This is a genomic window from Allobosea sp. 10N428 (assembly GCF_056394545.1).
Window position 1 is genome coordinate 189,270 of the sequence record NZ_JBFTIC010000003.1, and the last position, 12,423, is coordinate 201,692.

Genomic DNA, 12,423 nt, shown 5'->3' on the forward strand with positions numbered 1-12,423 from the left:
ATTTTCCGCTTCTTATTAGCCTTTCGGCCAAGCTCGAGCACGAAGTAGTTGAAGCCTTGTCGGAAGCGATTGTTCCGCTTGAAACGGATCGCTATAAGGGCGCGAAATCGGCTCACCCTCCCGCGGCATAGCCGATGGGCGCGTGAGCGGACAACTCAGAGAGCGCGCCCATGTCGAAGCAGATCATCCTCGATGCGGATTACAAGCCGAGCGATGACGAGCCGTTCATGAACGATCGTCAACGTGAGTATTTCCGCGGCAAGCTCCTCGCCTGGAAGGACGAGATCCTGAAGGAGGCGAAGGAAACCCTCGTCACCTTGCAGAGCGAGAGCGAGAATCACCCTGATATCGCCGACCGGGCCTCATCCGAGACCGACCGGGCCATCGAGCTGCGCGCCCGCGACCGCCAGCGCAAGCTCATCGCCAAGATCGACGCCGCCATTTCGCGCATCGACGACGGCTCCTACGGCTTTTGCGAGGAGACCGGCGAGCCGATCTCGCTGAAGCGCCTGGAAGCCCGCCCCATCGCGACCCTCTCGCTCGAAGCCCAGGAGCGCCACGAGCGCAACGAGCGCGTGTTCAGGGACGATTGAGCCGCGTCGCTTCGTTGCCCGCTGTTGGAAGGCCCCGCACCCATGACGCGTGGCCTTGCTGAAAGGGTCAGGAGTAGCGGCGGAATGACGGTGCCTACAACTCGCTGCCGGCCGATCTAAGCGATCGCGGATTGGCCAGACGCCAATTTCCGCATTTCAGGCGCCAAGACTTGAATGCTAGAGGCGATTTGGTCAATCAGCCGGCGGAGAATTCAGCGCCTCAAGCACTGCCCTGATGGTGCTACTCTGTTCGCCGCGAGCAATAAGTGCGGCGGCGCGCTGCCCGTGCCTTGAGAGGCCATGCCGGCTTTTGTCCGCTGCCGAGAGCAGGATATGCTGCGGCTCGAACCCGGCGGCCTGCAATCGACGCACATAGGTCAATTGACTCGCGTAGGGCACGATGCGGTCCTTCCGGTCCGACAGAACAAAAATCAGTGGTTTGGGATCACTGCGAATGCCCTTGAAGTGGTCGATGGGATCATGAAGCGCATGCAAATTGGCGCTTGGAACCGTACGGCGCCTGTCCCAATGTTCTGTGACCTCACGCACGGACAGTAACGCTGACGACAGGACAACAGCTGAGACATCGCGACGCCGATTAAGCAAAGATGCGGCGATGTGGCCGCCACCTGACTGTCCAGCGAGAATGAATGCCGAAATGCGATGGCGCCGTTTGATCGCGTCGAGCGCGCGCTCCACCAGCGTCACCTCACGCAACTCTCGACGCAGATTGTGATCGCCCGATGAGCCGTACATCCCGGGGCGCGCCAGGAATATTGCAGGCTGGCCAGCCTGCTCTGACCAACGCGCCATGTCGCGCTCGATCGCGTCGGGAGAGCGCTGTTCATAGGCCGGCGACACAAACCGAACGCCGGCTTTGGTCTTCAACAGGACGTCGCCGCTAAAATACACCAGAACGCTGGGGTTTTCGCCCTCGCTCAGACCCTGCGCATACGAGCGCAAAGTCGCCTTTGCCGTCGACTTCGACCCAAAAACCGCGGGGGATACCTGCACATTGGGCCGGCGTACTATAGGATCCGTGCAATGCTTCATAAGGATCAAAGCGCTCTCCCTTGCGCGGTACAGCGAGCTCTCTCGGTGCCGTCGCCGCACCAGCCGACAGCTCCAGCCTTTGAGCTAAAACCGTAGCTACCGACCCTGCAGTCGAAATGACAATGATCAAAAAGCGAAGCAGCGATTGCATGATTTCAATCTGACCTTCCGGCCGGCCGCGTGCCGCCTCTCCGGAGCGAAGCGGACATTCGAACTTTATTGCTCGCCTCCAAGATGATCGATGGATCCCGGTTACCAAATTGCCCACGCTCCAGCGATCGCAATGAAACAGCCACCCTGGGCTTCCGCTGCCCATCCCTCTCAGACACTCCTGATAACCCCCAACGAGAAAAGCCCCGCGTCGGGAGAACGCGGGGCTTCTGGCCGCCAGCCTTAAGAAAGCTTGGGGAGCGTGGCGGGCGGCCCGGGAAGTCGGCAGCTCGGGAGAGACCGCCGGCCGGAGCGGCGCGGAGACAAGGGGGAGCGTTCCGCGCCGTCCGGATTTCGGAAACAGGGGTCAGAAGGGCAGCAGGATATCCATCACCTGCTGGCCGTAGCGCGGCTGCTGGACATCAGTGATCTGGCCGCGGCCGCCATAGGCGATGCGGGCCTGGGCGATCTTGGTCGAGTCGATCGTATTGTCCGATTCGATGTCTTCCGGCCGGATCACGCCGGCGACGATCAGTTCGCGAATCTCGAAGTTGACGCGGATCTCCTGCTTGCCCTCGATCACAAGATTCCCGTTGGGCAGGTTCTGGGTGACCACGGCCGCAACATTGGTGGCGAGTTGCTCGCTCCGGCGCACCGAGCCCGCACCCTCGCTCGAGCCTTCGGAATCGAGCTTCAGCAGCTCGCCCGCGTTCGACCCGTCCGGCAGGAACTTGTCGAGCTTGTTCTCGAAGCCCATGATCCTGGCGGCACCGAAATCCTCGCCGTTCTTGCGGGTGCGCTTGGTGGTGTTGTCGAGCTGCGCCCGATCGGTGAACTTCACCTTCACGGTGACGAGATCGCCGACATTGCGGGCGCGCTGGTCCTTGAAGAAGGCCCGCGAGCCGGTGCGCCAAAGCGAGTTCGGCGCGTAGGATGCATGCTCCATCGCCGGCATCGGCATCTGCACCGGCTTGTAGCCCTTGGCGGCTGTCGGATCCTCGACGGGCGAGAGCGTCGGCGCCTGGCCGACATTGGCAAGGCGGTCGCCAATGCCGCAGGCCCCGAGCGAGGCGGTGAGCATCAGCAGGCCGGAGAGCTTGGCGAGGCGGTTGGCGTACATGGCGGTTTCCATGGGGATCACTGCGCGCTGGCGATGCGGCCGTTCAGGGAGGGCTGGACGGAGACCCGCCCCGGCCCGCTGACCTTGCCCTGCAGCACGCGCTTGGATTGTGGATTGGTCACGGAGACGACATCGCCCATCGCGCCGGCCTCGTTGGCCTTGCCGCGCAGCGTGATCATCAGCCCCGGCGCCTCGTAGACGATGGTGACGAGGTCGCCCTTGCCCACGATCTCCTCGCGCTGGACGTCGCTGCCGCGCAGAGGCACGCCGGCGAGCAGGGCCCGGCGCGCGACCTTGTCGACCGCCGCGCGGGCGTCGCTGATGATCTCGCCGCCCTGCCCCTCGCGCGGGCGGCGCTCGACGATGACGTCGTCCTTGCCGAGCGTCTCGCCGCGGGCGATCAGCCGCTTCGGCACCACGACCTCCATCGTCTCGACGAGCTGTCCGGAGATGCGCAGCGGCTTCAGCCGCATCGCCGTGCTGCCGGGCACCGCAAGCCGGGCCAGCAGGCGGCGCGAGCGGGCATCGAAGGAGAGGTCGAGGACGCCGACATCGCCGGTGAGTTCGGGCTCGACCGCAACGGCCGGCGCCCCGCCGTCGATCGCCAGCGCGAAGATGCGGGCATCGACGCCGAAGCGCTCCTGCAGCCCGACCTTCACCGCGATCTCGATGTCCGCGGCCGTGATCCGGCGCGCGGTGCGTGTGACGACCACCTGGGCGAAACCCTGGCTGTCGAGGTCCGAAGCCTCGCGGATGATGCCGGCTGCCCGCGCGCCCTCGACAACACGCGCGACCTGGATCGTGCCGGTCTCGCCGAGGGCAGGCGCGCGGAATGCGGCAGTAGCCGCGGCATCGCCCGGGAGCCCGGGGATGAGATCGCCGAAGGTGACGAGATCGCGCGAAAGGCTGAGCTCGGAACGCAGCTGCAGCTTGCGCGGCAGCGCGGCGGCAGGCGCCGTGACCGCCGAGGCGGAGGCGATCGTGGCCGGCAGCTGCGGATGATGCTGGCCCTGCTGCGGCACAGCCAGAGCGGCGGAGCCGGAGAGCAGGAGAGCGATCAGGGAAACGCGGATCATGATGACGAGCCCCCGATCAGCCGCGGAACATCTGGGTCGTCGCCGACATCATCTGGTCGGCAGCGGTGATGACCTTGGAGTTCATCTCATAGGCGCGCTGCGCCGCGATCAGCGAGGAGAGCTCCGTGACCGCCTGAACGTTGCCTTCTTCGAGATAGTTCTGCTGCAGCGTGCCGAAGCCCTCGCCGCCGCCGAAGCCGTCGATCGGCTGCCCCGAGGCAGCCGTCTCGATGAACAGGTTGTCGCCGATCGATTCGAGACCGACCTTGTTGACGAAGCGGGTGAGCTGGATCTGGCCAAGCTGCTGCGGCGCGGTCTGGCCGGGGATCGTCGCCTCGACGATGCCCTGGGAGTTGATGCTCACCGCCGAGGCGTTGTTCGGCACGGTGATGCCGGGCTCGACCAGGTAGCCGTCGCGCGTGACGATCTGGCCTTGCGAATCGAGGTCGAAGGAACCGTCGCGCGAATAGGTGGTGCGCCCGTCGGGCATACGGACCTTGAAGAAGCCCTCACCGCGGATGGCGAGGTCGTAGGGCTTCTCGGTCGGGCTGATATTGCCCTGCGTCATGACGCGGCCGGTCGAGACCGTCTTGACGCCCGAGCCGATGAAAGTGCCGGCTGGAACCTGCGTGTTCTGGTCGGAAGTGGCCGAGCCGGCGCGGCGGAAATTCTCGTAGAGCAGATCCTGGAAATGGACCTGCTGGCGCTTGTAGCCGGTGGTCCGGACGTTGGCGATGTTGTTGGAGATGACCTGGACGTTCATCTCCTGGGCGATCATGCCGGTCGCGGCTGTCTGCATGGCGCGCATGGGAGTCGCTCCTTTCCGCTATCAGGCCTGCTGGTCCGCCAGGCGGGAGATCGCCCGGGTGCGCAGCTCGTCGGATTTGGTGATCATGTTGGCGACGCTCTGGTAGTTGCGCTGCACCTCCATGAGCCGGGTCAGCTCGACCACGGCCTTGACGTTCGAGCGCTCGACCGCGCCGGGTTCGAGGCGTGCCTCCGGGCCGGCGGGCTGGGCGGCAGCCGTCGCCGAGAACAGGTTGGTGCCCTCGCTGACGAGCTTGGTCGGGTCGGCAAAGCGGACCTGGCGCAGCTTGCCGCGCGTGCCCTGATCGCTGCTCACCGTGCCGTCGGCAGCGATGCGCATCGCAAACTCGCTGGAGCCGAATGTGATCGGGCCGGAATCGCCCATCACGGGTAATCCGGTCTGGGTCACGAGGCGGCCCTGCCGATCGATGGTCAGCGATCCCGCTCGGGTATAGCGCTCGCCGCTCGGCGTCTGCACGACGAGGTAGTTGTCGCCTTTCAGCGCCACGTCCAGCGGATTGCCGGTCATCTCGACCGCGCCCTGCGACAGGTCGATCGGCGTGCCATTGTCGATGACGTAGGACAGCGGCCGATCGGTCGGCTTGAAGGCGTCGGCCTTGGCGACCGGCATGATGAATTCGTTGAAGCGCGCGCTGCGCGCCTTGAATCCATTGGTGCCGACATTCGCCATGTTGTTGGCGATGACGTCCAGCTCGCGCGCCAGTGCAACCTGGCGCGACAGGCCGATGAGAAGCGCGTTCTCCACGGCTCAACTCCCGATCATGTCCCGCGGCGACCTCGACGCTCCCCAGCGCAGTCACCACGGATCACTACCGGCAATCGACATGCCAACATGGTTAATTCACTTAACGAATTGATATAATTGAATTTACACTCCAAATCACGGTTTGCCGCAGCCCGGCATGAACCGCAAAAGCGGCAAGAACGACCCGGCAAATTCTGCCGTCCTTAACGGCACGTTAACCGTAATTGGCGAAGGTGCGTCCATGGGCGGCAGAACGCGGCCCGGCGTCCGGGGCGAAGACGAGATGGCGAAGAAGGCCAAGACGGAAGAGGCAGGCGCGTCGGGTGCAGATGCGCCGAAGAGCAAGAAGAAGCTCTTCATCATCGTCGGCGGCGTCGTGCTGCTGGCTGCTGCGGGCGCCGGCGGCTGGTTCTTCCTGAAGAAGCCGACCCCGGAGCAGATCGCCGCGGCCGAGGCGGCCAAGCCGAAGAAGCCCTCCACCTTCCTGGAAATGAAGGACATGATGATCGGCATGTCCAATGGCGGCCAGCAGGACCGTCAGCCCATCATGAAGATCAAGGTCGTGCTCGAGATCGCCGATGCGAAGGTCTCGGAAGAGGTGAAGCCGCTGCTGCCGCGCGTCGAGGACGCCTTCCAGGTCTTCATGCGTGAGCTGCGCCCCTCCGACCTTGAAGGCTCGGCCGGCATGTATCGGCTGAAGGAGGAGCTTCTGCGCCGCGTTAACCTGACGGTCTACCCGGCCAAGGTCGATGCGGTGCTGTTCAAGGAACTGCTGGTGCAGTGAGCCGGGATATCCCTGAATCCCGAAAAAAGATGACGGCGGAACGATGAGCACCGAGCGCGACAATGCCGCACCGACCGACGAGCCGCTGACGCCGGAAGGCATGGCGGCCGGCTGGGCCGCGATGCCGGACATCATCGAGGAGGACGGCGAATCGGAGGGCGGCGTAGACCGCCTGATGTCGCAGGACGAAATCGACACGATGCTCGGTTTCTCCAGCGGCGACGACGGTGCGTCCCGCAACGGCATCCAGGCGATCGTCGATTCCGGCTCGGTCGCCTATGAACGCCTGCCGATGCTCGAGATCATCTTCGAGCGTCTCGTGCGCCTGCTTTCCACCAGCCTGCGCAACTTCTTCACCGACAACGTCGAGGTCACGCTCGAGAGCATCCGCTCGGTGCGCTTCGGCGACTATATCAACTCGATCTCGCAGCCGGCGCTGCTCTCGGTGTTCAAGGCCGAGGAATGGGACAATTTCGGGCTCATCACCATCGAGTCGGCACTGACCTATTCGGTGCTCGACGCCATGTTCGGCGGCAAGCGCGGCCAGCCCGCCCCGCGCATCGACGGCCGCCCCTTCACCTCGATCGAAATCCGCATGGTCCGCCGTGTCATCGAGCTGGTGCTGGGCGACGCCGAGGCGGCGTTCAAGCCGCTTTCGCCGGTGACCTTCACGGTCGACCGCGTCGAGTCCAACCCGCGCTTCGTCTCAATCTCGCGCCCGGCCAACGCCGCGATCCGCGTCGAGCTCAAATTCGACATGGAGGGCCGCGGCGGCGCGCTGCATATCCTCCTGCCCTACGCCTCTATCGAGCCGATCCGTGAATTGCTGCTCGAAAGCTTCATGGGCGAGAAGCTCGGGCGTGACCCGATCTGGGAGAACCACCTCGCCACCGAAGTCTGGCAGGCCGATGTCGACGTCACCTGCGTGCTCCACGAAACGCAGATGCCGCTGAAGCGCGTCATGAAGCTCGAGATCGGCGACACGCTGATGTTCGACACCCGCCCCGACTCTTCCGTCTCTCTGCGCTGCGGCGACTTCATCGTCACCGAAGGGCGGATCGGCCGCGTCGACGACAAGATCGCTGTCCAGGTGGTCGCACCGCTCCGCCGTTCGAAGACCACGCTCGCCGCTTTCGACAGCCTTGCCAGCCATCTCGGCGCCACCAACTGAGCAGGACAGCCATGACGATCAATCTCATCGCCGACGTGCTTGTCGCAAGCCTGCTGGTCGCCACCATCATCACCTGCTTCATCCTGACCAAGCGCATCGAGCGCCTCAAGGCCGACGAGGCCGGTATGCGCCAGACGGTCGGCGCCCTCATCACAGCGACCGACAATGCCGAACGTGCCATCGCCGGCCTCAAGCACACGCTCGGCGATTGCGACCGCACGCTGGAAGAGCGCCTGCGCACCGCCGAGCGTTACGCCGCCGATCTCGCCGCCCAGGTCGAGGCCGGCCAGGCCGTTATGGAGCGCATCGGCCAGATCGTCAGCGCCGCCACCCTCGTCGGCGCCAAGCCGGCGGAGGAAGCCGTGCAGGCTCCAGAGCCTGCGCCGGTGTCCCGCCTTGAGAGCGCCGCCCAGTCGGCCGCCGCAATCCGCGCCCGCGCCGCCCGCCGCCTCGAGGGACAGGCTGCGTGATCGAAAGGCCCCGCCTCCTGCCGGCAGTTATCCTCGGCGCCATGGGTCTCCTGGCGCTGAAGCTGCTCGCCTGGACGGCGGACACCGCCCCCGGCAAGATTCCGCCCGATCCGCCGGTCTTCGCGAACAACCCCGCCGGCAAGGCCGCTGCCGAGAAGGAAGTCTGGGGCCTCGCGAAGATCGTCGCGCGCGCCCATGCGCCGGATTTCTTCGACCCCGAGACCACCGGCTCGGTGCCCGCTCCCGATCCGAAGAAGGAGCAGGAGAAGAAGGAAGCCGAGGCGAAGGCCGAGGCCGCCCGCGCCGCCAACCCCAACAACAAGGCCGGCGTGATGAACGGCACGGCCAAGCCGCTCTCGACGGCGGAGAAGGCCATCCTCGAACGCCTCGGCGAACGCCGCGAGGAGCTCGAGGGCCGTATGCGCGAATTGGAAATGCGCGAGCGCCTGCTGGATTCGGCCGAAAAGAAGCTGGATGGCCGCGTCGGCGATCTCAAGACCCTGGAGGAGAAGGTCAACCCGGCCGCCAAGGCCTCCGCCGACGAGGCGAAGGCAATCAAGAACCTCGTCATCATGTACGAGGCGATGAAGCCCAAGGACGCCGCCCGCGTCTTCGACCGCCTCGGCCTCGACGTGCTGGTGCCGGTGGTGCAGCAGATGAATCCGCGCAAGATGTCTGAGGTGCTCGCAGCCATGGCGCCGGAGCGCGCCGAAAAGCTGACCGTCGCGCTGGCAACGAGCGGCCGCACGGCGGGCTTCGAGCGCGTGGCGAACGAAGCGCCGTTGCCCGGCAACGAACTGCCCGCGATCGCGCCTGCCTCGCAGCGCTGAGCCCGCGAAGGCGGATCGCCGGCACTGCCCCGTTAAGACGGCATTATGGTTGACGCGCTAGCGTGCCCGAGGGTCCCCGCATCGGCGCGATGCGAAGGCCCGCTGTCGCGTTGGGTCGAGTACTCCGTTTGCCTCTGTCGCGTTCCCTCGCCTTCGGTATCGGGCTGGCCGCTCTCGCGCTCGCCGCCGGCCTGAACGCGCCTGCGCTCGCGGCCAGCGCCACGATGCGCGGCGAGGCCATGGCGGCCGGCTTCGGCCGCGTCTCGCTCACCTTCGACGAAGCGATCCAGACCCGTATCCGCGTCGCCAATGGCGTGCTGATCGTCGCCTTCGGCAGCCCGGTCCGCGTCGACATCGCGCGCATCACCCGCGAGTTGCCCAGTTACGTTTCGGTTGCACGCACTGACCCCGACGGGCGCGGCATGCGCTTCGCCCTGACCCAACCTTACAAAGCGAATCTGATCGAAGCCGGCGACAAGGCCTTCATCGATCTTCTGCCGCAGAACTGGGCCGGCGTGATGCCCGGCCCGCCCCCGGAAGCCATTGCAGAGCTGACCGAACGACTGCGCGTCGCCGAGGCGAAGGCCCGCGAAGCCGCCCGCCAGCCGGTCGCGCCGCCAGCGGTGCTGACGATGCGCTCGGCCAGTCTCCCAACCTTGGAACGCCTGATCTTCAAGACCCCGGCCGGTACGAAGCTCGCCAGCCACCTCTCGGACGGCACGCTCAAGCTCGTCTTCGACAAGCCCATGAACGCCGAGGCGGCCGAAATCCGCAACGCGCTCCCGGCCGACGTCGCGCTGTCCTCGCTCGACGCCGGCAAGGACGCGCTCAGTCTGACGCTCTCCCTGCCGAATGACTGGCAGTCCCGCAGCTTCAACGACGAGACGGGGCTCGTTGTCGACCTGCTGCGGCCCGTCAAGATCGGCGCGCTCTCCCTGCCCGATATCGACAAGCCGCAGCCGCCCGCAACACCGGCACCGGCCACTGCCGCCGAGCTGGCTAAGCCCGCCGTGGCTCAACCGGCCGTGCAGCCGGCCACACCCGCGCCCCAACCTGCCGCGGTCGCGCCTGCCCCCGAACCGCCGCCGGGCCCGGTCGCGATCGCCGCCGGCGACACGCGCCTCGATTTCCGTTTCCCGCGCCGGACCGGGGCCGCCGCCTTCCTGGACGCCGGCGTGATGACGCTGGTCTTCGATACGCGCGACACCATCGATCCCGCCCGCCTCTCCGGCCTGCTGCCGAAGCTGATCGAGGAGAGTTCGGTGTCGCGCGAGGGCCGCGTGACGCTGGTGCGCCTGCGCCTGTCCGGCCAGCCGCTCGCCCGTTTCTTCGACGACGGCACCAGTTGGTCCCTCGATCTCGGCGAGGATGCGGGCAAGCCTGCCGCCGTGATCGCGCCGCAGCGCAGCATGGATGAGCGCGGCCAGACCATCCTAGGCGTTCCGTTCGCCGGGCTCACCGGCATCCACTGGCTGGAATCGGGGCCTGCAGGGCTGCCTATCGCGGTCGCCACCGCAACCGGGCCGGTGCTTCTCACGCCCAAGCCCTATCAGTTCGTCGAGTTCGGCCTGCTCCAGACCGCACAAGGTCTGGCCGTCCAGCCGCGCTCGGACGACATCGCGGTGCGTGCGGGCACCGAGCAGGTTCGCATCGGCCGCACCGGCGGCCTCACCGTTTCCCTTGATGTCGCCGAGCCGAACAAGCAGGCGGAAGCGCAGGCCGAGAAGACCGAGTCTCCGCTGCTGCTTGACGGCGATGCGTGGACGAAGCTCAGGCTCGGCAATCCACGCGACCGGGCCCGCGCGCTAATGCTCGACGTGGCCGACGCCTCACGCGGCCGCAAATCGGACGCGCGCCTGGCGCTCGCCCGCTTCTACGCCGCCAACGGCCTGATGCCGGAAGCCGCCGGTCCCCTCGGCGCGATGATGGCCGACGACCCCGCCATGCGCGGCAACCGGGAGGCACTCTTCCTGAAAGGCGTCATCGCCGCGCAGATGCACCGCGATCAGGATGCGATCAACGCCTTCGGCGCCGAAGCCATCAAGGATGATGTCGAGACGGGTCTGTGGCGCGCCCTCGTCGAACAGCGTTTGAACCGGAACGCCCAGGCGATGGTCGGCTTCCGCCGCGCCGAAGCGGTGCTCGACCGCTACCCCATCGATCTCCAGGGCGAGTTCCGGGAGGCTATCGCGCGTACCGCGTTCGCGATGCAGGATATGGGCGTCGCCGAGCGGCAGGTGCAGGCGCTCGCGGACCTGCCGCGCGGCAGCTTCGACCAGGAGCACCTCGCCCTGCTGCAGGCACGGCTCGACGATACCAGCGGCCGCCCCGAAGCCGCGATGAACGGCTACAAGGCGCTGTTCGAAGCCAACAGCCGCCCCGTCGCGGCCGAGGCGCAGCTGCGCGCCGTCAGACTCGCCGATGCCGAGAAGCGCACCGACCTCAAGCCGGAGGAGGCCATCGCCCGTCTGGAGACGGTGTCGGTCATCTGGCGCGGAGGGCGGCTGGAGATCGAGGCGTTGGCCGAGCTCGGCCGGCTCTATGCCGACCAGCAGCGCTGGCGCGACGCCTTCATGATCGCGCGCCGGGCCAATGAGAGCTTCCCGGACGATCCGCTGACGCAGCGCATGCATGACGAGACGGCTCAGCGTTTCGCCGAGCTGTTCAGCGGCTCCGGCCTCGGCAATCTGCCGCGGATAGAGACGCTGGCGCTGTTCTACGACTTCAAGGAATTCCTGCCGATCGGCCGGCGCGGCGACGAGATCACCCGCCTCCTTGCCGATCGGCTGGTCGAACTCGACCTGCTGGACCAAAGCGCCGAGATCCTGCGCTATCAGATGGATCGCCGCCTCACCGGCGCGGCCCGCTCCACTGTCGCCGCCCGCCTTGCCATGATCGAGCTGATGAACGGCAAGCCGGCAGAGGCGATCCGGGCGATCAGCGCGACGCGGCTGGTCGAATTGCCGGCGGACGTCAAGCGCGCGCGGCTGCTGCTGGAGGCCAAGGCGCTCTCCGATCTCTCACGCACCGACCAGGCATTGGAAATGCTGGAAGGCGAAGGCGGCGCGGAGGTCGACCGGTTGCGCGCCGACATCTACTGGACCGGGCGACGCTGGCGCGAGGCGGGCGAGGCTTATGAGCGCATGCTCGACGAGAGTTGGCGCGGCGACACGGCCCTGACCGATGCCGAGCGCGCCGATGTCATGCGCGCCGGCGTCTCCTATGTGATGGCGAACGAGGCCCTCTCGCTCGACCGGCTGCGCAGCAAATTCGCGCCGAAGATGGCGCGCAGCGCCGATGCCCGGACCTTCACCTTCGTTACCGGCGCAAACCGCGCCCGCGCGGCGGATATACGCGAAATGGCACGCGCGACCGCGAATGCCGACAGCGTCTCGGAGTTCCTGAAGGCCTATCGGGAGCGCTATCCCGGCCTTTCCCCCGCCATGCGCAAGCCCCAGCAGGCGGCGGAGCCCCTGCCCTCGCCGGCGCAGGGGGCCACGGCCGAACCGTCGACGCCGCAGCGCAGCTGACCTTCCCGTCATGCTCGGGCTTGACCCGAGCATCTCGCGACAAGGAGGCCCCTGCTCCTCGTCCCGCCGGCGA

General features: G+C 66.6%; 11 protein-coding genes. 6 read left to right on the forward strand and 5 right to left on the reverse strand.

Annotated elements, in window-relative coordinates; translation table 11 throughout:
• Window positions 1-170 precede the first annotated feature (170 nt).
• Window positions 171-593 carry an RNA polymerase-binding protein DksA gene (gene dksA, locus AC1DDA_RS11170; protein WP_441513020.1) on the forward strand — a complete coding sequence of 141 codons (423 nt, stop codon included), beginning with the start codon at window positions 171-173 and terminating at the stop codon, window positions 591-593.
• 192 nt (window positions 594-785) lie between these two features.
• Here dksA and AC1DDA_RS11175 read toward each other — a convergent pair whose 3' ends face one another.
• The 5 genes from AC1DDA_RS11175 to flgF all read right to left on the reverse strand — a co-directional run bounded on the left by AC1DDA_RS11175 (window position 786) and on the right by flgF (window position 5,565).
• Window positions 786-1,655, reverse strand: coding sequence for an alpha/beta hydrolase family protein (locus AC1DDA_RS11175; protein WP_476795796.1), 870 nt, complete (start codon window positions 1,653-1,655; stop codon window positions 786-788).
• Window positions 1,656-2,163: 508 nt separating this feature from the next.
• Complete coding sequence (gene flgH / locus AC1DDA_RS11180) at window positions 2,164-2,916, reverse strand: flagellar basal body L-ring protein FlgH (protein WP_476779204.1); 753 nt, start codon at window positions 2,914-2,916, stop codon at window positions 2,164-2,166.
• 17 nt (window positions 2,917-2,933) lie between these two features.
• Entirely contained in the window at window positions 2,934-3,992 is a 1,059-nt protein-coding gene (gene flgA / locus AC1DDA_RS11185) for a flagellar basal body P-ring formation chaperone FlgA (RefSeq protein ID WP_476795797.1), read from the reverse strand.
• Between the two features lie 16 nt (window positions 3,993-4,008).
• Window positions 4,009-4,800, reverse strand: a complete 792-nt coding sequence (gene flgG, locus AC1DDA_RS11190; protein WP_441513024.1) for a flagellar basal-body rod protein FlgG — start codon at window positions 4,798-4,800, stop codon at window positions 4,009-4,011.
• A 21-nt stretch (window positions 4,801-4,821) separates the two neighbouring features.
• Window positions 4,822-5,565 carry a flagellar basal-body rod protein FlgF gene (gene flgF / locus AC1DDA_RS11195; protein WP_441513025.1) on the reverse strand — a complete coding sequence of 248 codons (744 nt, stop codon included), beginning with the start codon at window positions 5,563-5,565 and terminating at the stop codon, window positions 4,822-4,824.
• 241 nt (window positions 5,566-5,806) lie between these two features.
• Here flgF and fliL point away from each other — a divergent pair, with 241 nt between their 5' ends.
• From fliL to AC1DDA_RS11220, 5 genes are all read left to right on the forward strand, one after another.
• Complete coding sequence (gene fliL / locus AC1DDA_RS11200) at window positions 5,807-6,349, forward strand: flagellar basal body-associated protein FliL (protein WP_476795798.1); 543 nt, start codon at window positions 5,807-5,809, stop codon at window positions 6,347-6,349.
• Window positions 6,350-6,392: 43 nt separating this feature from the next.
• Window positions 6,393-7,520: a flagellar motor switch protein FliM gene (fliM, locus tag AC1DDA_RS11205; RefSeq protein WP_441513027.1), complete on the forward strand. Its 1,128-nt coding sequence runs from the start codon at window positions 6,393-6,395 to the stop codon at window positions 7,518-7,520.
• 11 nt (window positions 7,521-7,531) lie between these two features.
• Window positions 7,532-7,990, forward strand: a complete 459-nt coding sequence (locus tag AC1DDA_RS11210) for a DUF6468 domain-containing protein (RefSeq protein ID WP_476795799.1) — start codon at window positions 7,532-7,534, stop codon at window positions 7,988-7,990.
• Window positions 7,987-8,820: a MotE family protein gene (locus AC1DDA_RS11215; protein ID WP_441513029.1), complete on the forward strand. Its 834-nt coding sequence runs from the start codon at window positions 7,987-7,989 to the stop codon at window positions 8,818-8,820. Before AC1DDA_RS11210 ends, AC1DDA_RS11215 begins: the two co-directional genes overlap by 4 nt.
• A gap of 128 nt (window positions 8,821-8,948) precedes the next feature.
• Window positions 8,949-12,350, forward strand: coding sequence for an ATP-binding protein (locus AC1DDA_RS11220; RefSeq protein WP_476795800.1), 3,402 nt, complete (start codon window positions 8,949-8,951; stop codon window positions 12,348-12,350).
• Window positions 12,351-12,423 lie beyond the last annotated feature (73 nt).